Origin of the sequence: Flavobacterium flabelliforme (assembly GCF_017948675.1) — a bacterium.
In the GTDB taxonomy this organism is placed as follows: domain Bacteria; phylum Bacteroidota; class Bacteroidia; order Flavobacteriales; family Flavobacteriaceae; genus Flavobacterium; species Flavobacterium pygoscelis.
Genome location: NZ_JAGFBU010000003.1, coordinates 48,438 through 74,523, shown reverse-complemented (window position 1 = coordinate 74,523; position 26,086 = coordinate 48,438). Strand labels below are relative to the sequence as shown.

Below are 26,086 nucleotides of genomic sequence, written 5' to 3'. Positions count from 1 at the left end.
ATTTTCTTTAAAAAGAAGTCTCTTATACCTTATGACAAGACATTCAAAAAGACAAAGAAGGGTTACACTACATACCTTTGATATATCAAAGGTATGTAGTGTAAGTGTCAAAACCAAAATAAATCTCAAATTATCTATTAAAAATGTCCAGTTTTTTATATAATAAACTGGACAAAAGTATATATTTGTAGTAAATACACAAGCATGAAAACCACTGACTACATAACATTTACTATAGACAGACTCCCAAAAGGGTACGTTTTCACCTATGCTGATTTCACTACTGAGGTGAATAAAAAAGAAGCTGTAATAAAAGCCTTGAATCGCATGGTGATTTCTGGTAAAATTGCAAAGTTAGCTAAAGGGAAATATTATAAACCCGAGAGTACGCCGTTTGGGAATTTAGAGCCTAATCAGTTTCAAGTAGTAAAAGATTTATTGGAAGATGATGGAAAAACAATAGGTTATCTAACAGGTTATAGTATTTACAATCAATTGGGATTAACCACGCAAGTTAGTAATACAATTCAGATTGGTAGGAACGAAATTCGTCCAGTGCTACAACGAGATCGTTATACTATTAAATTCATCAAGCAAAAGAATACCATTACCAAGGAGAATATTCCTCTTTTGCAATTATTAGATGCTATTCGTTACATCAAAAAAATTCCTGACAGCACTATTTCATCCGCATGTTTACGGTTTATATCCTTGTTGAAAAACCTAAACGAAAAGGAAACAAATACTTTAGTACGATTATCGCAGAAATATCCACCCGCCACAAGAGCGCTTTTGGGTGCTTTATTGGAGGAAATAGGAATTATGCAATTCCAAGAAGTACTACAGAAAAGTTTAAATCCAATTACAAAGTATAAATTATCAGATGTTACTGCTGTTTTGAAAGCATCTGAAAAATGGAATTTACTATGAAGTTACACGAGGACATAAAATTATTCAGACAATCCATTGATTTTACCGCTCAACAAATGGGGATATTACCCATTTATGTGGAAAAAGATTATTGGGTTACGTATGTACTTCATCTTATCTTTCATGATTCAATTGGAACAGAAACCGTTTTTAAAGGTGGAACAGCTTTGTCTAAATGTTTTGGTTTGATTGAACGATTCTCTGAGGATATTGACTTAGTAGTTTTAAAAGGTACTAATGAAGGCGGAAATCTACTGAGAAATAAATTAAAAAGTATAACCAATCTGGTTGGAACAAAATTAACCGAAGTTGAAGAAGAAGGCATTACACATAAAGTGGGAATGCTTAGAAAAATCGCTTATAGCTATCCTAAAACCGTTACTGGAAAATATGGGCAAGTAAGAGAAAATATTATAGTTGAAGCTACTTGGTTAGGACGTTATGAACCATTTCAAAAAACTACCATTTCCTCTTACATTTTTACAATGATGGAATCAGCAGGACAACATCAACTTGCTGAAGAACATGACTTATTACCTTTTGAAGTTCAAGTTTTACATGTAAATAGAACTATTTGTGAAAAAATAATGAGCTTGGTTCGGTTTTCTTATGGAGAAGATCCAATCACTGATTTGCGAAATAAAATTCGTCATACTTACGATTTACACCAACTATTAAAAGTTCCTGCAATTTCAGAATTTTTTAAAAGTCCTGCATTTGAAGAAATGCTTTCACTTGTTGGAGAAGATGATGTGGCGAGTTTTAAAAACAATAATCAATGGTTAGCGTTTCATCCTAAAGAAGCTAAAATATTCCGCGAAACGGAAGAAACTTGGAAGCAATTAGAAAACACATACACCAATGAATTTGCAAATCTTGTATATGGTGCACTACCAAATAGTGATGCCGTTCTAGGTTCACTTATTAAAATTAGGGACAGAGTAAACAATGTAAAATGGGATATTACAATTCCTAAACAGGAAGAAAAAAAATAATATGAAATTTACCGAATCACAATTAGAAAAAGCGTTTATAAGTTTACTACAAGAAGAAAAAATGACTCATCTTGTAGGTGCGCAAGTACGACAAACAGAATATCAAGGCACGTCAGAGCCTGAGACTGTGTACGGACATATCGTAAGTGAAAAAGTACTTATTATTGAAGATTTAAAAGCCTACCTAAGAACTAATTACGCTGTCGAAAACATTACCGAAAACGAAATCGATTCTATAGTCAGGGATTTAGAACGTCTCCCCTCTTCTGACTTGTACGAAACAAACAAAGTCATTATGAAAATGGTGTGCGATGGTTTCTTACTAAAGCGAGAAGATCGAAGTCAAAAAGATTTTTACGTTCAACTTATTGACTATTCTGAAGAAGACAAAAATATCTATAAAATTGTAAATCAGCTAGCTATTAAAGGTTATGAAATGCGTATTCCTGATTTGATTTTATACCTCAACGGATTGCCGTTAGTAGTTTTTGAGTTTAAAACGGCCATTCAAGAAAACACTACAATTCATGATGCCTACAAACAATTAACGACTAGATACAAAAGAGATATTCCTGAATTGTTTAAATACAATGCTTTTTGTGTAATAAGTGATGGTGTCAATACCAAAGCAGGTTCGTTCTTTGCGCCGTATGAATTCTTTTACGCGTGGCGAAAGATTGAAGGAATGCAAAAAGAAGTTGATGGTATTGATGCCATGTTTACGCTTATCCAAGGAATGTTCAACCGCAATAGATTGCGTGACATCATTCAAAATTTTATTTATTTACCTGATAGTTCTAAGAAAAACGAAAAAATTGTTTGTCGTTATCCTCAATATTACGCTGCAACAAAATTATTCGAAAATATAAAAAAACACCAACGTCCTGAAGGTGATGGAAAAGGCGGAACTTATTTTGGCACAACAGGCTGTGGTAAAAGTTACACCATGCTATTTTTAAGTCGCTTATTAATGAAAAGCACTTATTTTGGCAGTCCCACCATTATTTTAATTACAGATAGAACCGATTTAGACGATCAATTATCGGGACAGTTTACCAACGCTAAAGGTTTTGTTGGCGATGAAACTATTGTGAGCGTTGAAAGTCGATCTAATTTACGTGAATTGTTACAGGGAAGAAATAGTGGAGGTGTATTTTTAACTACGATTCATAAATTTACTGAAGACACTAAACTACTAACGAATAGAACGAATGTAATTTGTATTTCGGATGAAGCACACCGAAGTCAAACTAATTTAGATCAAAAAATAAAAGTTACTGAAAAAGGCGTGACTAAAACATTTGGCTTTGCCAAATATTTACACGATTCCTTGCCAAATGCAACTTATGTTGGTTTTACTGGAACACCAATTGATGCTACAATTGATGTTTTTGGTGAAATAGTGGATGCTTATACCATGACTGAATCGGTAGCCGATGAAATCACGGTGCGTATAGTTTATGAAGGACGTGCTGCCAAAGTATTGCTAAACAATCATAAACTTCAGGATATTGAAAATTATTACAATCAATGTGCAGAAGACGGAAGCAACGAAAACCAAATTGAGGAGAGTAAGAAAGCCATGACGCAAATGAATGCAATCATTGGTGATCCTGCTCGTTTAAAAACCGTTGCCGAAGATTTTGTAAACCACTACGAAAACAGGATTGCAGAAGGCGCAACTGTAAAAGGCAAAGCAATGTTTGTTTGCAGCAGCCGTACAATTGCGTTTGAACTCTATAAAAACATTACCGCTTTAAGACCTGAATGGGCAGAAATTAAAATTTCTGATGGTTCAGTTGAACTAACAGAAAAAGAAAAGAGAAAAATCAAACCTTCCCAACGTATAAAAATGGTCATGACCAGAGGAAAAGACGATGAGGAAGAAATGTATAATTTGCTAGGAACAAAAGACGACCGTAAAGAAATGGATCGCCAATTCAAAAACGAGAAATCAAATTTCAAAATCGCTATTGTAGTTGATATGTGGTTAACAGGTTTTGATGTTCCTTTCTTAGATACGATGTACATTGACAAACCGATACAACGGCACAATTTAATTCAAACGATTTCTCGTGTAAACAGAAAATATGAAGGAAAAGAAAAGGGTCTTGTAGTAGATTATATCGGAATAAAAAAACAACTGAATTTAGCTTTGGCAATGTACAGCAAAGCAGATCACGACAACATTGAAGACATAGAGCAATCTATTGTAGTTACTAAAGATCAGTTAGATCTACTGAATAAGTTGTTTCATAAGTTTGACAAAACAAACTATTTTAGTGGTTCTCCAATAGAGCAATTGCACACACTTAACAAAGCGGTTGAGTTTGTACAGTTAACACAAGACTTAGAAAAAAGATTCATGTATATCGTAAAGCGATTAAAATCGGCTTATGATATTTGTTGCGGAAGTGGTGCATTCAAAGAAACTGAACGTGATACAATACATTTCTATTTGGCAGTTCGTTCGATAGTGTTCAAATTAACTAAAGGCGAAGCACCAGACACCGCTCAAATGAATAATAGAGTGCGCCAAATGCTGCAAGAAGCTATTGAAAGCAATGGTGTTGAAGAAATTTTCAAACTTGGAGAAGACAATCAAACTGAAGTAGATATATTTTCAGATGATTACATGGCTAAGATTGACAAAATCAAATTGCCAAATACTAAAATTAAACTGCTTCAAAAATTATTGGCAAAAGCAATTGATGACATTAAGAAAATAAACAAAATCACAGGAATCGATTTCTCCAAAAGATTACAAGCCATAGTTGACCGTTACAACGAACGTAAAGAAAGCGATGTATTAAATAGTGAAGTGCTAGAAGAATTCACGGATGAAATTATCGACTTGTACTATGCGCTTAAAAAAGAAAAAGAATCTTTCAAAGATTTAGGTATCGACATTGAAGAAAAAGCGTTTTACGACATTTTGAAAGCCTTGGCTAAAAAATACGATTTTGTCTATCCCGAAGACAAACTACTTATACTTGCTCAAAGAGTGAAAGATGTGGTAGATGATTTAACTAAATACACCGATTGGAGCAAACGAGAGGACATCAAAGCAGAACTAAAAGCAGATCTAATAGTTCTTCTTGCTGAAAATGGCTGTCCTCCCGTAGATAGAGATGAAATTTATAAGGAGATCTTTGAACAAGCAGAGAATTTTAAGAAGTATAGTAATAAAGTTAAGTAAGCATAGTCATTTTTTTATTCCCTAATGAGCATGTAATTCTATTTTTTTTATGAAAAACGAGATTAATACTAAAGATTCTGAAAATCAAAACGATTGGGCATTTGATATTAAAGAAATTCCAATTCATATAACTCAATCAAAAAGCGGAGCTAATGGTTATTACTGTATGGGCTGCAATAAAGAAATGCAGGCCATTAAATTCAAAAATCCTAAACATCAATCTTACTTTAGACACCATGCTTCAAATATAGATAAAGATACTGTAGAGTGTATTTATAGTAGTAGAGTATATCGGGAGCGATTAGCTGAACACATTCTCAGAAGATTAAAAGAATTAAAACTCCCTGATTTATACAAATTCCCACCAAAAGGTACAATAGGAAGCCCTATATTGCTTCAAGAAAAAACAACGATTCATGCAGCAAAAGTAGTTTCACAACTTTCTTTTTATGAAGATGAAGAAGGTACCATAAAATGGGGTAAAAATCCTGAAATCGAAGACCGTTATTTATTAATTCGACCTGATGTAACTTTTTTTGACGAAGAGGACAAACCTATATTGTTTGTTGAATTTGTAATTACCCATAAATTAGATGATGAAAAAAAAATAAAATTAAGAAGGATAGGAATAAATACAGTTCAAATTATTATTCCGAAAGTACCGGAAGAAGAAATTGAAAAAATTTTGAAATCAGTTACAAAAGTTAAATGGGTTTATAATGAAATCGAATCAAACACCAGTTACATTTCAGTTTCCAAAGGAAATCCAAAAGGAATTCCATTCATTGATGAAGAGCAAAGAAGACTTTTTGAAGAATCTTACTCCTGTAGAACAGCGCAAATTGGTAATCTTATACGGTCAATTAGAAGATGTCTGGAATCACAATCTTACAAACGAACTGAAAATCAGTTTGAACGAGAAATATCAAGAATTAAGAAAGCTTCAGACGGGGTTAGACAAAGACTGGACGAAATGGCAAGAAGCTCTGAGAATGAAATATTCACAGAATTTGAATCTGAAGAAAGCACAATTGAAGAAACAGGAAGAGCTCTTAGTACAAAAGAAAAAGAATCGTTGGAATACTATTCAGATGTGGAAAGAAGATTTTATTCAAAATCAAGCGACCTTAGAAAAGAGCAAGAAGATACTCGCGAGCAAATTTCAGCAAAATACGGAATTAGAAATACTGCGGAAGGAATTAGGGAAGATCACAACGACAGAACTAACACAATTAGAGAGGAAGAAAAAAATATTGCAAGAGAAGAAAGTTACTTACTCGATAGAGAAAGAGCAGATAGAGAAAAGGAAATCAAACATTTCCAATTCATTGAGCAACTTGATTTTGAAGAACAATCTAGACATAGAGCAAAAATTGATAAACTATCAAGAGAAATCGAAAATATTGGAAGAAGAATCGATTCCTTATCAACAGAATTTGAGCAAAAAGGAACAAAACTTCAAGAAGATCATACACAACTTGAAAACACAGTTAGAGAAGGAATTGACAATAGAAAAAGAGAAAATCAATATCGGATTAGTGTTTTTAGAACAGGAACTATACAACTCATGGATGGAAAAAACGCTTCAGGAATTGAATTGTCCGACAGAATTAAAAAACTATCTGAAGCACGAAGATTTTTATACCATTGGGAAGAAGAAAAATGCAATGACGAAAGACTTAGAGTCGCGATTGAATGTATTCGAAAAGGAGATTACAAAAAATGGGATTAATGAAGAATGGTTTTGGAAAATGTATGATGAGAAGTATCCTTATAGTTAGTCAATAATAATTATAAAATCACAAAAACAAAAAGGTGCAAGCCATTATGCTAAAAGTCAACAGAAGAGTGTACATCAATGAACCAACCAATGAAAAATCAAAAAATTTTGAAACTAAAAAAAATGTCGTGCAAGAATTTTTAAATGGCTTAAGAAATTTGAAGGGAGCAAAAAATAATCTTTACCTGTTATTTCAGAACGTCAATAATATCAATAGTTCCTCGATTGAAATACGGGAATGGAATCGCGATAATAAATCTACCAATCATAAAGAACTAAGAATAAAATCCATATAAATAGTAGTGTAAAGGAAAAACTAACAACCTTGAGAGCCTTATAATAAGTAAGTAAAAAAAAGGACTTGATGATGACAAAAGCTCTGAAAAGAGTTGAATTTTGCTCGTTAAATAATCCCTAAATCCTTAGCTATAGCGATAAGATGTACTGTATTGTTTGCCTTAAAATAAATTTTAAGCTTATTAACTCGCTTTTCAATAGAACTTATACTATTGGGGCTAATGCCTTCTTGTTTCAATACCGTTTCCATCTTCTCTTGCGATAGTCCATGGGAGAGATGTCTAATCAACTGCACGTCATAGTTGTCTATTTCACTTGTAGTCTTGTCTTGAAGCAAGCTTAACAATTCCGGTGAAATATTTTCCGGTTCATTATTGTACGCTTTTTGAATGGCTCTTTTAAGATCATATATGGTGTTTCTCCCTTTTAATACATAGCCATCTATGTTAAGCTCGTCAAATAATAATTTGATACGGTGTGCTCTGTTTTCAATCGAAAAAACAATAATCTTAATGTTAGGGAACAACTGTTTTACTGCAGCTATTAATTCTTCACCTGAATTGAGTTTGTTCAACTGATGATCCTCTTTAAAAGACAAATCAGAAATTAGCAGTTGAAAAGGAGCGCCATCGATATATGCTCTTTTAATTTTTAACAAAGCGTCATCACAATATTTTGAATATTGAATTTCGGGAACATCAAGTTCTTTGAGTATTTGAGCCGCCCCCACATCATTAAAATCTATATCATCTGCAATTAAAACTTTTGTAAACATATTTTTGTTGTATTATTTAGGAAGTAAAATTTTAGCTTTGAAACCTTTATTAATTTGAGAATCAAAAGTAAGTATTCCTTTTACTGCCTGAATACGGTTTTCCGCATTTTGAAGGCCATTTTTTAAAATTAGTTTTTCAGAGAGGCCAACCCCATTATCTGAATAGTCAATTTTTACATAATTTTGATCGCTATCAAAACCAATTATCACAAAAGTGGCTTGGCTGTATTTTTTCATATTGACCATGAGCTCTTGCAAGACTCTTTGCAACGCTATCTTTTTTTCGTTTTGAACTTTTGACCAATCTATTATATTTCCATTTTTTATTATAACTTCGACACTATCACTTTTATAACTACTGAGCATTTGTTTGAGATTGTGTTCAAAACTTTCTCCTGTCTCTATCGTACTATTCTCCTTAGAGAAATCTCGTGTTCTAACATATATTTTATCAAGATTGTCTAACAGCGTTTCCTTTTTTATAGGGTTTTGTAAATCTTGGGTTTCCGCAAAAGTCATCGTATAAAAAACATCATTAGCCAGTTCATCATGAAGTTTTTTAGAAATTCGAGTTTCGGTATTGTATCTTGCTACTAATAACTCTCTTTTACTTTTATTTCTAAAATAGTGGATTAGGAAACCGATTCCTCCAAGTAGCACAACGAATCCAAAACTGAGCAAGTACTTTTGGTTTTTTTGCGTTTCAAGTTGCAAAAGAGTTTCTGCTCTTTGCCCCTTGTATTTTATATTTTCCAAAGTCGCTTCTCTAGAATCATACTTAATTTTAGCAAACTGATTTTTTGCATTGTTTCGTACTGTTTTAATGCTATCATTAAGATTTACAAACAATGCGGCATAAGTATTTACCCCTCTTTCTAGATTGTAAGACATTAAGACTTCTAATGCCTCCAATCGTTCATCTATACTTTTATACTTTGTGGCTAATTTATAGGACTGCAATGCATTCTCCTTCGATTTTTGATGATCTCTATTTTGATAAAAATCCGCTAAATGCAAATAGCTTTTAATACTACCATAGGAGTCATTTATTTTAGTTCTAATTGATAAAGCATGATTCATTAATGCTAGCCCCTTTTGAATTTGATTGTCTTTGTAATATGCAAATCCCAAATTGTCAATAATTCTAGCTTTCTTATTCTGTAGTGTATCTAAAACATCCGATTTTAAAATGGGCTCTAAAAGAGCAATGGCTTTTCTATACTTTGTTTGTTCCGTATATACCGTAGCAATATTATTGAGTGCTACCATTCTAGAAACGGAATCTTTTACCGATTTTAAAATTGTATTATAATAACGAACGGCGTCATCGTAATTTTTAACTTCTTTTGCTGAAATCCCAAATAAATTATTTGCGGCCATTTGATATTGCAAATCACTATTTATGTACGGTAAAGCTTCGGTCAACGTTTCTTCGCTGCTATAATAATCTCCTGAAGTCTGTTGGATTTGAGCCATTCCGAGTAAATTATAAGCAATGTAAGAACTGTCCCCCACATGTTCAAATAACTCTTTGGACTTATTATAATAATAAAAAGCACTATCTGGCTTATTAGCAACATTATAAGCATCACCTAAGCCTGAGTAATTAATAGCTTTAGTCTTTTCTAAGCTATCTTGTTTAGTAGAAATATCAATAACTGTTTTTACATTCTTTTGACAAGACACAATTAAAAGCAAAAATAGCACAATAAAAAACGGGGAACGGAACATATAAAGTTTCTTTCCCCGAAAATAGTATTTAATAATAAATTAAAGCTTTTTATTATGGCTTTTTTGGAGGTGTAATAATAATTATTTCATCACCAGGATCTAGATTTGCGTTAACCGTACTTATCTTAAGAACAGAAACACTGTCGTTTTCCATTGATTTTAGGTTTTCTTTTTTAATTGCGAATTCCTTTGCTTGCGCTGTTGTATTATCAATAGAATCCGCATCACAGGATACCATAACTAAGCCTGATACTGTAAAAGCAGCTATAAAAAATATTTTTTTCATGATTTTAATTGTTAAAAATTGGACATAGGTTTAGCAATTCGATATCTTTAATCGAATAATTAGTATTGGCTAAACCATTAAAATGAGAACAGTTTGTTTTTCTTTCGGGAAGTAAAGCGAGCTAGTACAGAACCGTTTAATTATACTTCCCGGAATAAAAATTCTGTCCTGTATAGCGTCACTTTTATAGAAGTAGTTTTGTACATTTGTCCGTATCGCGAAATAGAACAACAACTAATTCTGAGGCAAAGTAATGATGCTTCTCAAGTAAAATTGATACGGAATTCCTATGATTCCCAGTATGACGAAGGATTCCTAAAAATTCCTAAAAATTACTTTAAGCTTATGGTGAAAAATACTTTAGAAGATTATAAAGCAGCTATTAAATTGAAGTACGAGATAGAAAAAATGGGAAGTCATTCCAGTTTTTTGCTCAATCCTTCTCGCGCTAAATTGAGAAAATTGTGTGCCGAGTTATTTAAAAATGATGCAAACGTTGATGATTTAAAAAGCTTTTCTGCTTTTTTTCAATTTGATTTTGTTCCAAATTGTTCCAATAAATTAAAAGATCAAACAGATAGATTCAGGCCTATTGAAACCTTTTTTAAGGGAGAAACGGATTTAACTGATATTGAGGCGGTAAATATTGCGGCAATATTGATTGATTTTAATCCAAGACCTTACCTTAAATTTTCAAAAACAGAATCTATAAAAAAAAAGTTTAGTCTTATTGACAGTCCCAATAGTCCTGTTGGACCCAAATTTACCGGAGAAGATAAAATTGCTATAAATGACAACATGGAGAATGATGGAATAATTCAACCATCATTCTTGGTAAAAAAGCAAATACGATTTTTACAGACACCGCAAATTATTCCCGCAATGCTTCTGATTTTAATCCTAGGTGGTTGCGCATATTGGTTTTTACCAAAAAAAACGTGTATGCAATGGCAAAAAGACCATTATGAAGCGGTTGTCTGTGAAACTAAAGAAGTCGGCATTGTAAATTTGTACTCCAAATTGCCGATGAATGAAAATATGCTAACTTTAAAAAAAATTGAGGTTTCGGATACAACAACTTTTTTTAAGCATAATAAACCCATTTTATGGTATTGTAAAAATGGAGACCATCTTGATTTTTTTAATGGCCCAGGTTTCCACCCTGAAAATGAAAAAATATTAAAACCGATTACACAATATATGATTGATAAGTACGTGAAATAAGCCTTTTCTACTAAAGCAATCAAGCGGTCTCCCTACGGTCGTTCCCTTTGTTCCGTTCGGCTGTTCCAGTCGGTCAACCATATATTTTCATAACATCTTTTAGGGTACTTTAGGCATACTTTTTTTTATAAGAAGCAGTATTGGTTTCCCTCCATTCCACAGACACTTCGCAGTACTAAAAAAATAGCAGCTTGAAAATAAGCAGCTATTTTTTCGCACTGTTTCGTTCCTCATCTCCACACGGTCACTTCCTGCGTTCGGTCGGGCTACCATAACCATAATAACGCTTCATTTCGTTTCGCTCCGTTCCTACGCTACATTACATTCCAGCCATATTATGGTTATAGCCCTCCGTTTTTTCAGCGGTTGCTCCTTCGCACAGCTATCGGGGTTGGCTCCGTTCGGTAAAACCTCACTTTGCCCTAAATCAAGGATAGCCAAAGGCTGTGTCATATTTCTTCCCCGCCGTTTCACGCTCATACCTGCTCCATTTCACTTCGTTCCTTCGCTCAATTCCCGCATTTATGGTAGCTGTTCGATTGCCGCAACACCGCCAACTTCGCTCCTCGAAACACAATAATTTCCGCTATCGCTACAATTATTGTTTTCTGCGGTGCTTGGGGGTGTTTGATTGCAGTTTCCATAAGAAATTCTTCAAAAAAAATCCAGAACGACCCTGCATTTTATCGAAAAGAAAGAGATAAAAAATCAGCAATACTAGCGTCCATTCCTCACTTTCAGTCGGTCGTTCCTCCCTCCGTTTCCGTTCGTCATTTGCGCTGTTAAGATGGCTTTCTTTTTCTCTCTTTTTTCTTTTCGAAAAATTTTAGCATGAAAAAAAGTACAACCAAAAAAACAAAGCCATGCCAAACTTTATCATTAAAACACATCAGAAAAACACCCGTTACAAAGGCGAAAAAATCTTTATCCTTAACAAAGGGTTGAATAGTGGAAAGCCTCAAAAAGAGCCATTCACCAATAGTTTTGTTATCATTTTTCCAAACAAAGAGGATGCCGAAACAGTATATTGGTTGGCCTATAGCCTTTGGAAAGCCAAATTCTGTCACAAATCCCTATATGGTTCTGTAATTCCTTTTTTGAGAATTCAAGATTTCAAAAAAGATTTCTCTACTAAAGTCAATGAAATGTTGCAAGATTTTGAGCAGCATCAAAAAGAAGTTAAGGCGCTAAGGTTGATAGAGCAGCAAGAAAATCATTTTCATCAAAACATCAATCTTATCAACAATATGCGCAGGGTTATTTTAGACCGATACTGCAAGAAAATTTGATTCACTAATTTAAAAAAGGGAGTTTATGAAACTATTCATTTTATACCAGACGGACATTTGGAAAAGCAAGGCGTCAAGAGTTTGCTTTGGCATATTTGACAGCAGAAACAAGGCTATTGACAGCGCAAAATATAACGGTCTCTATTGTTCTTGTGCTGATGTGGTAGTTGAAGAAGTTACTTTGAATCTATTTGAAGAAAATCAAAACTAACAAAGCCCAAACCTTGCGGTCTGGGCTTTCAAAAATGCAATTCACGGTCACCATAACTTGAATTGCATTATTTTTTGTGCTTTCGAATCAAAAATTTGAGTAAAACCGAAATTGTAAAACTGACAATGGCACCCAAAGCGGCTAAAATAACAGTTCTTACAACATCTTCCGAATTCAGATTCGGAATAATACTCAAAAAAGTACCGCCAGCGGTACCAGCTAAAGCCGAATTACTATTTGTCATCCTTAGTGTGTCGAAGGACATCTTGGGTTGAAGTTAATTGGCTTACAGCCGAAATAACACCGCCAGCAAGAGCAATATATCCTCCAATTGAAACTAGTACAACTGGCAAAGCCACAGGCGCTGTCAAGATAGTTCCACCAACTGCAGCTAATGCCAAACCAATATTTCGAAGCACTTTAAAAAATTTCGGCGTTGGAGCTTTCGCTCGTTTTATAACATTCATAATTTATTTTTTTATCATTCCCTTTTCGGAATTTGATTGAACAATTAAACGAACTTCTTCTTCACGATCTAAAGCTTTAAAAACAAACTCTTTCAGTTTATAAAATGCCTTTCGAGACATCAAGCCTAAACCTGGACCAGAAAATTGAGTTACCGGAGCAATACAGCCTTTTAATTCTAAAAGTGCATTATTCGCAGGATGAATCAGAATAAACTTTCTATTTTCAACATTCATAACCTCCAAATGCCACTTGAATTTGTTGCTATAGCGCTTTCTAATAAAATAGTTCCCTTCTGGAATGCAAGAAACCTTGGTTTCGTTTTTCTTCCATGGCAATTCAATGGCGTTACAAATTAATTTGCCCTCGCATTCGAGTTTACTATTTGTTCCATCAGGGAAATAAGTTCTTGTTAGTACTAAAATCATCTTACAATCCGCTTACAGTCACTAATGCCAATGGATTATAAGCACCATTTTTTAAGGCATACATCTGGCCATTTACACTTTGATAGAACTCAACTCCTAAAGCTAAAAACAACGGTTTTATACTATTTGGGGTTACCGTATTGGTTTGAGTAATCACAGCAGTTGCAGTCAAATCCCATGGTAGAATAGCTGTTTCTGAATGAGCTTCCACAAATGTTTCAGCTTCAAAATCAATTTCAGCACCAGCTGAAATAATTTTAAAATGTGTAGTTCCACTTGGTGCAGCAATCATATTTGCAGGAATAAAAGAAGCAATACCAACTGCGATAGCACCAGATACCCTATCAATTGTTCCTATATAGGGAGCAAACAAACTGGTGCCCAGTTTTCCTCGAATGTTGAATTCAAAGCCTGCGAGCAATTCCGCTTCACCATCAATGACATTTCGCAATCCTCTTACGCTAATGGTATCCGCCTGAATAACTTTAACCATTTGCTGCGTTAATCGGCTAACCATTCTACTATCAGCAGAATTTAAAAGCAAAGCTCTCAAAGCCGTTCTCAACATTTTTCCTGCTTTGCCAGCTCTTCCAAATTCAGAACCATTCTCACGCGTTCTTTGAAACGCTGGATCATTCTTGATTCTACTGGCATCAATACCTCCCTTTTCACGCGCTAAGTGTCCGTCTTGGGTTTTGTAAAAGGTAATATCTCCGATAGTCCCTTTTAATTTAATTATGCCTTTCTGTCTTGCCATAATTCCTAAAATTTAGATTAATATTTACTCTAAATCATCTTTCTGTTGCAACATCTTCCGATTGATTTCGAAACAAATTTTAGCTAATTAAATCACATAAAAAACACTCCCTATTCCATATGACACTTTCAGACATAAATGGCATAAATCAACTTAAATGACAACGTTCTTTCAAATTAATCACTATTTATAAGTATATGTTAAAGCATATAAAAACGTTTTAATTAATAAAACTATATGCTTTTACATATAATTCATTATATTTGTATTAATTCGATGTAAATGCATATAACCATGATAACACTAGCCGACTTTGTAAAAGAAAAAAGAAATGAAGTAAACCTCACACAAGAAGCATTTGCGGAACGGGCTGGAGTGGCACTTACCGTTATTAGAAAAATAGAGCAAGGCAAGGAAAATCTAAATCTGGAGAAGGTAAATCAGGTGCTCAGAATGTTCGGGCATACCCTAGCACCGGTAAATGCAAGAGAATTATCTAAAAATGATAAGAAAGAATAATGAGAAAGAATAATGAGAAAGGCAGCAATATATTATAAAGACGTCTTAGCGGGAATACTAACCGAAACAGATGAGGGAGAATATACCTTTCAGTATGAAGAAAAGTATATAAAAGAGTATCCAAAACAGTTCATCACATTTACGATGCCGGTAAACACCAAAATATATACCGATAAACGATTATTTCCTTTTTTTGAAGGGCTAATTCCGGAAGGCTGGCTACTGGATATCGCATCCAAAAACTGGAAAATTAATCAAAACGACCGTATGGGATTACTATTGGCCTGTTGCCAAAATTGTATCGGAGCCGTTAGTGTCCAATCAATACCAAACACAGATGAGTAAGAAATGTTTATATTGTTATGAAATATTGGACGATACAATTGGAGGCGATTTTCATGAGCAGTGCAGTTTAGATTTTTTTGGAACAAAACTCCAACCTGCATTTGAACATACCCTACAACAAATGACAACTTTAGCACTAAATGTGGTGGAGCGCAGCGTGGCGGTCCCTGGGGTGCAACCTAAGTTATCACTTTCGCTAGTAAATGACACAATTCAGGACGGAAATAAAGGACGTCTCACCGTAGTAGGCGCTTTGGGTGGTAATTATATTTTCAAACCGCCATCCAAACAATTTCCTGAAATGCCCGCAAATGAACATGCAACCATGCGCATTGCAGAAGCTTTTGGAATTAATACGGTAAAATCAAGCTTGATACAATTACAATCCGGAGAGCTTTCCTATATTACCAAACGGATTGACAGGACAGCAACAGGTGAAAAAATCCACATGGTAGATATGTTCCAAATCACTGAAGCTTTTGACAAATACAAAAGCTCGATGGAAAAGATAGGCAAAGCCCTAAACGAGTATTCTGATAATACCTTATTGGATAAAGTCTATTTCTTGGAATTAGCAATTTTTAGCTTTTTAACAGGAAATAATGATATGCATCTCAAGAACTTCTCCATGATAAATACAGGCGACGCATGGACGTTAGCACCGGCTTATGATTTACTAAACGTGGCCATAGTAAACCCGGACGACACCGAGGAATTAGCATTAACGCTGGAAGGAAAAAAGAAAAAATTAAAATGGGAACATTTTGAAAGATTAGGTGTAAACCTTGGACTAAACCAAAAACAACTGAAAGGAATAGCGAAACGATTTCAAAAAAATAAACCGATCGCCATCCAATGGCTTAATAACTCTTTCCTATCCGATGCATACAAAGAAAAATATAAAATGCTGTTAGAAGAAAGATATGCTGCGTTATTCCTATAAATGCTTCTAAACCGATTACTTTATTTTCTAATTTTACACAACATAAGCGCTTAGACAATAGGAGTTTTAAGTAAGTCAAAGCCTAATCAAAGCTATAGATAGAGTATGAGAACAGATAATAAGAGATTGTGTATCTACCCTAAGGACATACAACGCATAACCGGAAAGAGTTATCGTCAAAGCATTCGAATGTTGCAAAATATTAAAAAAGAACTCAACAAGCTTCAGAATGAATTAGTATCAATAGAAGAGTTTTGCCAATATACAAGCCTAAAAATGGAACAGGTTGAACCATTAATTATTGGATAGCAACTGTGATTAACCTATTCAAATTTTGAACTTTACAAGTTCAAATAATAATAGTAAACCAGTTCAAATTTTGACAATTAAAGGCCTTTTTTATTGTTTTTTTTTCGTATTTTTACACCTATCAACACAGTTGAAAAACTACGAAATATTTAAAGGGGCACATATAGGGGCACTTGAATAAATAAGATATATAATCATCAATATATCAGCCACATAGCAAAGAGTGTTAAATCCCTCTTTCTCCGCGAGCTGAAAAGCAACTGGGAAGATAACCCCGTAAATCTTATGATTTATGGGGTTTTTCATTTTATATAGAATTTCAATTATTAAATAATTTTTGGATTAATCTCAAAAGTTGGGCAATAGCAAAAAACAAATTACTATTCTTTGTGTTCAATATCAAAATAATATAGCAAACTAGGCAGTACTATTAATAATAACGGCATCGCAATCAAAAAACCACCAATAACTGCAATTGCTAAAGGCTGATGCAATTCTGAACCTGTACCAATACCAATTGCCAAGGGCATTAAAGCAATGATTGCTCCTATAGCAGTCATTAATTTAGGTCTTAACCTTGTTGAGATCGCATATACGAGCGATTGTTTTTTATTATTCGAAATTTGATACGTTTCTTTAAATTGTAAATAGGTAAAAATAGCATTCTCACTAATAATTCCAACGATCATAATCAATCCGGTATAGCTACCTACATTTAGTGGTGTGTTTGTTAAAAATAGTAAGAGATAACTTCCTGAAATACCTAGAACCGAAACAAACAGTAATATGAAAGCCACTTTTAAGTTTCGAAATAGAAAGAGCAAAACTCCGAAAACTAGTAAACAAGACGCTACTAAAATTAGTAATAATTCTTTGAATGATTGTTGTTGATCCTTATAAGCTCCCGCATAATCAATGTAATAACCGCTAGGAAGAACAACTTGGCTGGACACTTCCTTTTTTATATCCTTCATCACAGTTCCCAAATCTTTATTGTCTAGCCTTCCGGTAACTACACACATCATTTGCAAGTTTTCACGCTCTATTTCAGCGATTCCTTTTGAGATAGAGATGTTGACAAGAGTGGTAATAGATATCGATTTTCCATTGGGTAAAAAAATAAAAATCTTTCTTATTTCCTCTAAATTTCTATTTTGAGTATTTGGATATATCAATCGAATTGGTACTACTTTATCTAGTTCTAATACGGAACCAATCACATTCCCTTCTAATAAAGTTTGGAGTTGAAACTGCAAATTAGCTGGAGTTATGCCGTATTGTGACAATTGACTATAGTTTGGAGTAATACTTATAGAAGGACCAGCATACACAACGCCATCAAAAACATCAGCAGTTCCTGGCGTTTTTTCGACTATATGAGCGACTTGTTTTGCTATTTTTTGAAGTTCAGCTTGGTTGTTACCAAAAACTTTTACTTCAATAGGTGAAACAGAACTCATCAAATCACCTAACATATCACCAATTACTTGACCAAAATCAATTCGAAGAGCAGGTTGTGACGTTTCTACTTTTAATCTAATTTCATCAATAATATTATTACTAGTTTTGGAGCGGTCTTTTTTAAGTTGAATTAAATAATCACCTCTATTGGGTTCTGTTATAAAAAAGCCCATTTGCGTACCAGTTCTTCTGCTATACGCTTCTACTTCTGGGATCGTGTGAATTATTCTCTCTACCTCAACTAGCATTCTATCCGTTTCTTCTAATGAGGTGCCTGGTGGCGATTCGTAATCTAAAACAATACTTCCTTCGTCCATTTCAGGAAGAAAACCAGTTTCTAATCGCGGGAGAATTAAAACTATTGAAACAATTAATAGTACACAAAAAACAAAACTCATGATAGGTCTTTCAATAAAATAGGCCACCCAATTTTGAGTTTTCACCTCATGATGCGCATTTGATACTTTTTCGTCAGAAATAACTTTTCCTTTTTTAGTAAGCAACAAATAAACAACAGGCAACAATATCCAAGTCACAAAAAAGGAACAAACTAAAGTGATAATCATGGTATCCGTTAGCACTTTAAAATAAGCACCTGCAACACCACTCATTAAAACAAAAGGAAGAAAAATAACAATTGTACATAATGAAGATCCTACCATTGCAGGAAAAAGATACTGAATTGCTTTTTGCAACAAAACTGTAGTAGGTTCTTCAGGATGCTCTTCGTGGGTTCTATGAATTTGCTCTACTACAACAATAGCATCGTCAATTATAAGTCCTAAAGCTGCCGCTATAGCTCCCAAAGTCATAATATTAAACGTTTGTCCCGTAAAATATAACACTAACAAAGTAGCGCAGAGTGTAACCGGAATTATAATTAAAATAGTGGCGCTCGCTTTGACTGATTTCAAAAACAAAATAGCTACTATAATTGCTAAAAAGAGTCCAATCAGCAAACTATCAGTAACACTTTTTACGGCATCTCCCACAAAACTAGCTTGTTCATAATAAGGCGTTATTTTTAGATCACTTGGAATTATTTTTTGTAATTCTTTCAACTTCAATTCCATATCAGAAGACATAGTGATTAAATTGGCATTAGGCTGTTTTATAATAGCAATTAAAACACTTTCTTTTCCATTAGCATTGACTTTGATATATTCTTTAGCCTCTTGTAAAGCTACATTAGCCACATCTTTTAAGGTTATAATCCCTTTTCCGTTATTTAAAATTACTAGATTTTCTAAATCCGATTTTGTTGCAATTTGAGCGTCTGTTAATGTTAAATATAAAAAGCGATTATCAGCCAAATATCCATTGGAAGTAATGAAATTTGTTTGGTTCAACACTTGCGAAATAGCGTCTGGCGTGATTCCGTAGGCAATCATTTTATTCAGATTGAGTTCAATCCAATATTCTTTTTCTTTACCACCAACAACTCGGACTTCACTGACACCTTCTACCTGCGAGAGAAATGGCTTAATTGTAAAATTGGCAATCTTCTTAATTTCGATAGGAGATCTATTTCTACTTTCGATAGCATAACCAATAACGGGTAGAATCGATGGATTCATCTTTTCGACTGTTATTTGGATATTTGCAGGCAAATCGCTTCTAATTTGGTTAATCCTGGACTCAATTTGTTGTTTACTAACATCCAAATCAGATTTCCAATCTATAAAGGCTGAAATTTCACAACTACCTCTACTGGTGGTGCTTCGAACGGTTTTTAGATTTGGTATTTTCTTTATCGCATTTTCTAATGGCTTGGTTACAGTAACCATCATTTTATCAACAGGTTGTTGGCCTGCATCAGCAATCACTTTAATTTTAGGAAAAGTTATTTCAGGAAATAAACTGGTTTGCATTTTAGAATACGCAAAAACACCTCCTAACAATAGCAAGAAAATAATGGTGCTTAGTCCGCTTTTATATTTTACAAAAAAATTATTCATCACTTGCTACCATTTATAATTTTCACTTTAATAGTGTCCCCTACTCCATAATTCCCAGAAGTGACTATTCTATCTGTAACATTAAATTTAGGAGTTATAATCTCCGTTCTTTCTTGGTTTTTCAAACCAATTTGAACAGGAACTTTAATAGCGGTAGAATCATTTCTGAGTAACATAACCCAGTATTCTGTTTCGATTTCATTACTTAAAATAGCAGATTTTGGCAACGTAATTATATCCGATTTATTCGATTTTGGGATACGTACCGAAACAATAAGGTTTTCAGGTAAAACTTGATTGGAATTCATTTTTAAAAATATACTTTGCATTTGAGACATTGTATCTACCGAAGGGATGAATTGCTTTACTGTTGCAGAAATTGATGTGCCATCAGGCAAATAAACCGATAATTGTTGGTTAATAGAAACATACTTTTTTAGTTCGAAAGGAACATTTATAACGACACCATAATTATCTGAATCATTAATTACTGCTAATATATCGCCCTCTTGAACATAGTTTCCTTTTTCAACATTTACAGCAGTAATAAAGCCATTGGAACTTGATGTAATTGAAACTGCTGTCCCAAAATGCAAATTCGGATCTAATTTATTCACATCATTTCCTAGAGCAATTGACTCTTTAGTTTTTATCGAAAACAGTCGCTTTCCTTTAGCAACTTTATCATTCGTAGTCGCATTGACAGCAGTAACATAACCAGTAATGATAGCCTTAATTGGTGTTTTGACAATGTAAGAAACCGTACCTGAAACCTCTTCAAAATCATCAATTCCTTTATTATCAACTGTAGTTACAGTAACAGGAATTATGGTTTCTGTCTCCGTTACTGCCGCTTCTTTTTTATTACAAGAATACAATAACATAGAAAAAAGCACCATGGAAAAAAGTATCGTTATCTTATTTTTCATTTGTGTTCCAATAATTAAGTTCATTAATCAATAGTAATCTTGCCATATTATTTTGAGCAATCGCATTTGTAATGGTTAAGGAATTACCTAACGCAATCACAAAATCAGGTATCATTGCATTTCCAGTCACTAATAGCTTATTAAAAGCGTCGAGTAATGTTTTATTAATTTTTAACTGTGATTGCAGTTGCTCATTCATCATTTCGTTTTGACTTAATTTCAATTCTAACTGCTGTTGCTGTTGTTTGAATTGTCGCTCAAATTGTCTTTTGTAAGCAATGTTAGTTTCTGAGACAAATTTGTTTTTAGTAATTTGCAGTTTTCTTTGATTTCCATCGTAAATAGGCACCGAAAGATTAAGACCAACAGCACTACCAAAATGCTTGTAATACTGCCCCGTTAAAGTAGAAATATAACCGGCATCTGCTAATATGGTTACAGACGGTTTATAGGTATTTGCAATATTTTGCTTTTGATTCTCAATACTTAAACTATCAATTTTAAATTGTTGATTGTAAATTGAACTCTCAGCATTAATGGCTTGTTTTAATTCGATTTGAGGATGAATTAATACTATATCTGATTTTTCATTGGTGCCTGATAGATAATTTAATATTTGCAAATCATTTTCAAATTGGTTTTTCATCTGCATCATCATAATTTCCTGTTGCTTCACTGTTGCTAAAAAAAGAAGATAATCCGTTTGTTTGTAAATCGATTTCTGAGTGAACTTTTTTAGAATTTCTAACTCATTATTCAATAAACCAAACTGTTGTTGAAGATTTAGATACTGACTGTAATCAGAAAAAGTAACGATATATTGAAGTCGGATTGCTTTTGTAATATCATTTGCCGTGATTTTTTTATTAAAATCTACTTTGTCTTTTAATAAAGTAATGGCACCTAGCTGATTGTTTTTTTGGCTTTTGCCAAATATCTTCTGAGAAAAACTTACTATTCCGTTTACGTTTTGACCATTAGTAATGGCGGTGTCATATCCGAAATTATTAATTACAGGCGCATAATTACCGGTTAAATTAAGACTTAACTGTGGTTTTAAATTGGCTTTATACAATAAACTATCTATCGTTAAAGAACTAGATTGATTATTCAAATCGTTCAATAAAGCAGTATTTAAAATTGCTTTTTCAATAAAAAAATCGACATCTCTTTTTTGAGAAAAAGATGCAATTGAAAAAAATAATGTTATGTAGAGTATAACAATTCGCATAGTTTAGTAAATATAAAAAATTAGAACATCTCATTTACAAGATGTTCTAATAATAAATTTGTAGTAATAAAAACTATTTTCTTTTTAAGAAATTGCCAGAAGCATCAAAGATTAAATCACTGTCTTTTCCGTCAATTTTAACCTCTGCTTCGTATGTAATTACATTTTTGTTGTCTGTAATTTTAGCCGTTTCTTTGATCTTTTTATTTGGATAAGTTGTTGCGATATAAGTCAACGCTTTTGCAGGGAATTCAGTTTTACTAATTTCAATTTCTGTAGCTAATTTATGTCCTGCTTTATCATAATCTGCAGAAGCTTCTTTGCCATTCATTTTAAATTCAGCTTCAAAACCATCTTTCTCCACATCCCATTTTACTTTGGTATTTGGATACTCCTTTTGAAAAGCCTTTTTAACAACTTTAGGCACTTCTTTCTTGTCTTTAGTTTGTGCGAATCCTACTGTACTTATTGCCATTGCGGCAACTAAAATTAGATTTTTCATAATTGCTCTTTTTTTAAATTATTAAGCAAATATCCAATAGGAATCTATTTCAATTCTGTATTTTTTTAAAACTGATGCAAATAAAATACGTGTTCTTTGTTTTCATACTTGTAATGAATATCAATTGAATTCGCTTCCGCTATTTGTTTTACAATTGCTAATCCTAATCCAATTGAATTGGTATTGGAAGATTTTTTTTCAAAACGTTCAAAAATAAGAACTTCATTTAGTGGTTCTTGTTCTCCTGTATTACTTATTTTTAAGGTTCTCTCATTTACAGCAATGGTAATTTTTCCATTTTCGATATTATGCCTTATTGCATTTTGAATTAAATTATTAATTAAAATAAAACATAATTCTGAATTGATTTTAAAATCTAATTCCTCACTACTTTCAAATACAAAATCTATGTTTTTATCTAAAATAAAGTCTTCATTAAAATGTTTAATTTTCTCGATTAAAGGAAGTACTGCGACAATATCTAATTTTATAAACTGCTGGTTTTCTATTTTAGAGAGTAATAACAATGATTTATTAATTCGGCTCAAACGACTTGTTGCCTCTTCAATAGAAACTAATAGCTGCATTGTTTCTTCCTTCAATGTATTATCTTGCAGTAATAAATCTATTTTTCCTTTAATTATAGCCAGTGGAGTTTGAAATTCATGAGATGCATTCTCCGCAAATTTCTTTTGATTTTTATAATCAGTAATCATTTTTGAAGTCATCCCATTTATCGAGGAATTTAATGCACTGAATTCTGAGATATCATTAGATTGTAATTTTCTAAAATCATTAGTCTGAACATTAAAGTTCTTTATATAGGCTAATGTATTAAGAAATGGTGCCCAAATTAGTTTTGAAATTCTAATGTTTATATAAACAGTTATTAAAAGAAGGAATAATAACAAAATGATAAAGACAACAAATACAACCTCCATTAACTCATCAAGTTCTATATTACTTTTCCAAACTTTGATATGATAATTTTTTCCGTTGATGATTTTATTAACTTCAATCATTTTGTTCGAAATGTATTCTTTATCAATATCAGAATACATCAAAGTATCTTTAACGTTTTGCGGGATGATTTTATTTTTGTCAATTTCTTGAACATAAACTTCATTATTAGCTTCAAAAACAGTTAAAACCGAACTATTTCCTTTAGCTAAATGGTTTTCAATTACTTTAACTCTAGTCAACAATAAAGACTGATTACTTTCACCAATTTCATTTAAAAGAAAAAAATAAATGAACAAAGAAGAAAATAAAATTACCGGAATCGTATACAAGATATAATACCGACTGGTTTTGGTGAGTAGCTTCATAATTCTGTTTTAAAACTGTAACCAATCCCGTATATTGATTGAATATAATCTGTACAATTGGCCGTCAATAATTTCTTTCTTAAGTTTTTTACATGATTGTAAATAAAATCAAAATTGTCAAACTGATCGGCATTATCGCCCCATAAATGCTCTACAATAGCACTTTTTTGAATTACTCTATTTTTATTAGCGATGAAATAAACTAATATATCAAACTCTTTTGATGTCAAGTTCAGTGGTTTTTCGTTGATTAACACTTTTCTTTCCTCAGGGTATAATTTAATTTCATTGACAATTATTGCAGCCTCACCATCAAAATTATTACGTCTAATCAATGCTTTTATCCTCGCATTTAATTCTGGTAAATAAAAGGGTTTTGGCAAGTAATCGTCTGCTCCTAAATTAAGACCATCAATTTTATCATCAAAGGAATTTTTAGCAGAAATGATGATTATTCCTGTTTTCGATCTTTTATTTTTTATCGCTTTTATTAAGTCTAATCCGTTTCCGTTAGGCAAAGTGATATCTAGTAAAACGCAATCATATTCATACACTTGTATTTTTTCAAAAGCAGAATTAAAATCATTTGCCACCTCTACTCTATTTTTCTCTAATCCTAAGTAATGGCTAATGCTTTTCTGCATTTCTATTTCATCTTCAACAAGCAAGATTTTCATTAATGATATGATATTTGTTTAAACAAAAGTAATTTTTAAATCAAAAATAAATTGTTATTTATATTTTAAATCGAATCGTTTTTAAAATAAAAAAAGGGAAATTACTCTCCCTTTCTATTATAAATTTATTTAGTCACACAATCTACTGGATTGAGTTTGTATTTTACGCGATCAAAATCTATTGGTTCGCCGGAAACAAAATGACCAGCACCTAATGTAACTTCTATTTTTCCGTTTCCTAAAATAAGTTGATTGTCACGCTTTAAGAAAGCCATAGGGTTTTTAAAAGTAGTCTCTTTATTATTCCCTTGAATGTAAGTGTAACTAACAAAAAGTGTATCACCACGAAATTCTCCAGCAACTTCACCAACATACTTAGGTGTATTTGCCATAACCATATCCATGTTTCCCGCTATGTGTCCATCTTTAAAAGTATTCATTTTCAATGCTATTGTATCTTTTTCGTAAAGTGCTGTATAACACTCAACCTTTACAGGCGCTTCTTCTGGAGCTGCTACAGGAATTTTTTCACTTTGATTATTTTTACAACTTCCAAAAATAACACAAGAGAACAATAAACAAAACACACCAAGATTTTTCATAATAGTCTTTATTAATTAATAATAGTATTAAGGTTTATGCTAATTTACAAAAGAAAAAGTATGTTTTGTACTTGTTTTTAAAACTAAAGTTTAAAATTTTAAAATTCAGACCTTTACTGCATGTAAGATTACAAAATTTTCAATCAATATTTTTTTAAATTAGATTTAAAGGATTACTGTTTCAACTATAAATAATATAACTGAAATTTCTTTTTACTAATTTGTTAAAAAGTATTCGCTTCTATTAAAATGCGAATATTTTCCCAAAACTGAACTTCTTAAAAGTATTTATAAACCTAAAAACATATTTTTGTAAGTACTGTAAAATCTGTAAAAAAAGAAAATGGACCAAGATAAATTTATTTTTTGCCTCGAAGCTGTTGCTGATATAGAAGTTCAAAATAGCACAGAAATAGTGAAACATTTAGAAGAACTTGCTTTAAATCATGGTGTATCTAGCATTTATAAAAATTGTGATACGATAGAAGGACTTGAGGAGAGTTTGGGTGCATTACTTTATGACGATCACAATTTTAAAGATTATGAAATCATATATTTAGTAATGCAAGGTCAAGAAAATTCTATCTGCATACATGATTATTTTTATAGTTTAGAAGAGATTGCGGAACTTTTTGAGGGAAAAATGAAAGGAAAAATTGTTCATTTTGCCAATGAAAAAATTCTAGATTTAAGTTCAGAAGAAGCACAATACTTTCTAGATGTAACTGGAGCTAGAGCAATTTCAGGCTACGGAGCTACTTTTAATAATATTAGTAGCATTCATTTAGACAAAGTGTTTTTTAGTTTATGTCAAGAAGAATTTGATTTAGTAACAATCGTAGAAGAATTGCATCAGAAATTTTATGAGGCCTGTAAAGCTCTTGATTTTAGATTATACTATTAGAGTAATTTTTC

The 26,086-nt window shown here is 32.6% G+C and carries 25 protein-coding genes; 11 read left to right on the top strand and 14 right to left on the bottom strand.

Annotated elements, in window-relative coordinates; genetic code table 11:
• Nucleotides 1–204: 204 nt before the first annotated feature.
• The 4 genes from J3S90_RS09090 to J3S90_RS09075 are packed head-to-tail and all read left to right on the top strand — an operon-like array spanning nt 205 to nt 6,856.
• Nucleotides 205–930 (top strand): DUF6088 family protein, encoded by a 726-nt coding sequence (locus J3S90_RS09090; protein WP_210645928.1) that lies wholly within the window; start codon nt 205–207, stop codon nt 928–930.
• Nucleotides 927–1,925: a nucleotidyl transferase AbiEii/AbiGii toxin family protein gene (locus J3S90_RS09085; RefSeq protein ID WP_210645927.1), complete on the top strand. Its 999-nt coding sequence runs from the start codon at nt 927–929 to the stop codon at nt 1,923–1,925. Before J3S90_RS09090 ends, J3S90_RS09085 begins: the two co-directional genes overlap by 4 nt.
• Before the next feature lies 1 nt (nt 1,926).
• Nucleotides 1,927–5,124 carry a type I restriction endonuclease subunit R gene (locus tag J3S90_RS09080; protein WP_210645926.1) on the top strand — a complete coding sequence of 1,066 codons (3,198 nt, stop codon included), beginning with the start codon at nt 1,927–1,929 and terminating at the stop codon, nt 5,122–5,124.
• A gap of 49 nt (nt 5,125–5,173) precedes the next feature.
• The gene (locus J3S90_RS09075; protein ID WP_210645925.1) at nt 5,174–6,856 is read left to right on the top strand and encodes a hypothetical protein; all 1,683 of its coding nucleotides are present in this window, start codon (nt 5,174–5,176) and stop codon (nt 6,854–6,856) included.
• 451 nt (nt 6,857–7,307) lie between these two features.
• Here the strand turns inward: J3S90_RS09075 and J3S90_RS09070 are convergent, their stop codons facing one another.
• The 3 genes from J3S90_RS09070 to J3S90_RS09060 form a co-directional block, all read right to left on the bottom strand.
• Entirely contained in the window at nt 7,308–7,976 is a 669-nt protein-coding gene (locus J3S90_RS09070; RefSeq protein WP_210645924.1) for a response regulator transcription factor, read from the bottom strand.
• A 12-nt stretch (nt 7,977–7,988) separates the two neighbouring features.
• Nucleotides 7,989–9,662 carry a tetratricopeptide repeat-containing sensor histidine kinase gene (locus J3S90_RS09065; RefSeq protein WP_317192532.1) on the bottom strand — a complete coding sequence of 558 codons (1,674 nt, stop codon included), beginning with the start codon at nt 9,660–9,662 and terminating at the stop codon, nt 7,989–7,991.
• A gap of 97 nt (nt 9,663–9,759) precedes the next feature.
• The gene (locus tag J3S90_RS09060; protein ID WP_210645922.1) at nt 9,760–9,993 is read right to left on the bottom strand and encodes a hypothetical protein; all 234 of its coding nucleotides are present in this window, start codon (nt 9,991–9,993) and stop codon (nt 9,760–9,762) included.
• Between the two features lie 198 nt (nt 9,994–10,191).
• Here J3S90_RS09060 and J3S90_RS09055 point away from each other — a divergent pair, with 198 nt between their 5' ends.
• From J3S90_RS09055 to J3S90_RS09045, 3 genes are all read left to right on the top strand, one after another.
• Nucleotides 10,192–11,217 (top strand): hypothetical protein, encoded by a 1,026-nt coding sequence (locus tag J3S90_RS09055; RefSeq protein WP_210645921.1) that lies wholly within the window; start codon nt 10,192–10,194, stop codon nt 11,215–11,217.
• Nucleotides 11,218–12,080: 863 nt separating this feature from the next.
• Nucleotides 12,081–12,506 carry a DUF6943 family protein gene (locus J3S90_RS09050; RefSeq protein ID WP_210645920.1) on the top strand — a complete coding sequence of 142 codons (426 nt, stop codon included), beginning with the start codon at nt 12,081–12,083 and terminating at the stop codon, nt 12,504–12,506.
• 25 nt (nt 12,507–12,531) lie between these two features.
• A complete protein-coding gene (locus J3S90_RS09045) occupies nt 12,532–12,717 on the top strand; it encodes a hypothetical protein (RefSeq protein WP_210645919.1) in 186 nt (61 codons plus the stop codon).
• A 67-nt stretch (nt 12,718–12,784) separates the two neighbouring features.
• Here the strand turns inward: J3S90_RS09045 and J3S90_RS09040 are convergent, their stop codons facing one another.
• From J3S90_RS09040 to J3S90_RS09025, 4 genes are read right to left on the bottom strand one after another with little or no spacing between them, the layout of a single operon-like run.
• Nucleotides 12,785–12,961, bottom strand: coding sequence for a hypothetical protein (locus J3S90_RS09040; RefSeq protein WP_210645918.1), 177 nt, complete (start codon nt 12,959–12,961; stop codon nt 12,785–12,787).
• Entirely contained in the window at nt 12,951–13,184 is a 234-nt protein-coding gene (locus J3S90_RS09035; RefSeq protein WP_210645917.1) for a hypothetical protein, read from the bottom strand. The genes J3S90_RS09040 and J3S90_RS09035 overlap by 11 nt, the downstream gene beginning before the upstream one ends.
• Nucleotides 13,185–13,187: 3 nt before the next feature.
• Nucleotides 13,188–13,610, bottom strand: coding sequence for a DUF5675 family protein (locus J3S90_RS09030; protein ID WP_210645916.1), 423 nt, complete (start codon nt 13,608–13,610; stop codon nt 13,188–13,190).
• Between the two features lies 1 nt (nt 13,611).
• The gene (locus J3S90_RS09025; protein ID WP_210645915.1) at nt 13,612–14,367 is read right to left on the bottom strand and encodes a hypothetical protein; all 756 of its coding nucleotides are present in this window, start codon (nt 14,365–14,367) and stop codon (nt 13,612–13,614) included.
• Between the two features lie 294 nt (nt 14,368–14,661).
• Between J3S90_RS09025 and J3S90_RS09020 the strand changes: the two genes are divergently transcribed.
• Genes J3S90_RS09020 through J3S90_RS09010 form a run of 3 tightly spaced genes read left to right on the top strand, consistent with a single transcriptional unit; the run spans nt 14,662 to nt 16,174 of the window.
• Nucleotides 14,662–14,886, top strand: coding sequence for a helix-turn-helix domain-containing protein (locus J3S90_RS09020; protein WP_210645914.1), 225 nt, complete (start codon nt 14,662–14,664; stop codon nt 14,884–14,886).
• 12 nt (nt 14,887–14,898) lie between these two features.
• The gene (locus tag J3S90_RS09015) at nt 14,899–15,231 is read left to right on the top strand and encodes a HipA N-terminal domain-containing protein (RefSeq protein WP_210645913.1); all 333 of its coding nucleotides are present in this window, start codon (nt 14,899–14,901) and stop codon (nt 15,229–15,231) included.
• A complete protein-coding gene (locus J3S90_RS09010) occupies nt 15,224–16,174 on the top strand; it encodes a HipA domain-containing protein (protein WP_210645912.1) in 951 nt (316 codons plus the stop codon). The genes J3S90_RS09015 and J3S90_RS09010 overlap by 8 nt, the downstream gene beginning before the upstream one ends.
• Nucleotides 16,175–16,863: 689 nt before the next feature.
• Here J3S90_RS09010 and J3S90_RS09005 read toward each other — a convergent pair.
• The 7 genes from J3S90_RS09005 to J3S90_RS08975 form a co-directional block, all read right to left on the bottom strand.
• Nucleotides 16,864–19,902 (bottom strand): efflux RND transporter permease subunit, encoded by a 3,039-nt coding sequence (locus tag J3S90_RS09005; protein WP_210645911.1) that lies wholly within the window; start codon nt 19,900–19,902, stop codon nt 16,864–16,866.
• A complete protein-coding gene (locus tag J3S90_RS09000; protein WP_210645910.1) occupies nt 19,902–20,831 on the bottom strand; it encodes an efflux RND transporter periplasmic adaptor subunit in 930 nt (309 codons plus the stop codon). The genes J3S90_RS09005 and J3S90_RS09000 overlap by 1 nt, the downstream gene beginning before the upstream one ends.
• Nucleotides 20,821–22,062 (bottom strand): TolC family protein, encoded by a 1,242-nt coding sequence (locus tag J3S90_RS08995; protein ID WP_210645909.1) that lies wholly within the window; start codon nt 22,060–22,062, stop codon nt 20,821–20,823. Before J3S90_RS08995 ends, J3S90_RS09000 begins: the two co-directional genes overlap by 11 nt.
• Nucleotides 22,063–22,135: 73 nt before the next feature.
• Nucleotides 22,136–22,564 carry a PepSY-like domain-containing protein gene (locus J3S90_RS08990; RefSeq protein WP_210645908.1) on the bottom strand — a complete coding sequence of 143 codons (429 nt, stop codon included), beginning with the start codon at nt 22,562–22,564 and terminating at the stop codon, nt 22,136–22,138.
• Nucleotides 22,565–22,629: 65 nt separating this feature from the next.
• Entirely contained in the window at nt 22,630–23,892 is a 1,263-nt protein-coding gene (locus J3S90_RS08985) for a sensor histidine kinase (protein WP_210645907.1), read from the bottom strand.
• On the bottom strand, nt 23,889–24,569 hold the full coding sequence (locus J3S90_RS08980) for a response regulator transcription factor (RefSeq protein WP_210645906.1): 681 nt from the start codon (nt 24,567–24,569) through the stop codon (nt 23,889–23,891). The genes J3S90_RS08985 and J3S90_RS08980 overlap by 4 nt, the downstream gene beginning before the upstream one ends.
• A gap of 125 nt (nt 24,570–24,694) precedes the next feature.
• Complete coding sequence (locus tag J3S90_RS08975) at nt 24,695–25,171, bottom strand: hypothetical protein (RefSeq protein ID WP_210645905.1); 477 nt, start codon at nt 25,169–25,171, stop codon at nt 24,695–24,697.
• A gap of 343 nt (nt 25,172–25,514) precedes the next feature.
• Here J3S90_RS08975 and J3S90_RS08970 point away from each other — a divergent pair, with 343 nt between their 5' ends.
• The gene (locus tag J3S90_RS08970) at nt 25,515–26,075 is read left to right on the top strand and encodes a DUF6642 family protein (RefSeq protein ID WP_188050843.1); all 561 of its coding nucleotides are present in this window, start codon (nt 25,515–25,517) and stop codon (nt 26,073–26,075) included.
• The last annotated feature ends 11 nt before the right edge of the window (nt 26,076–26,086 follow it).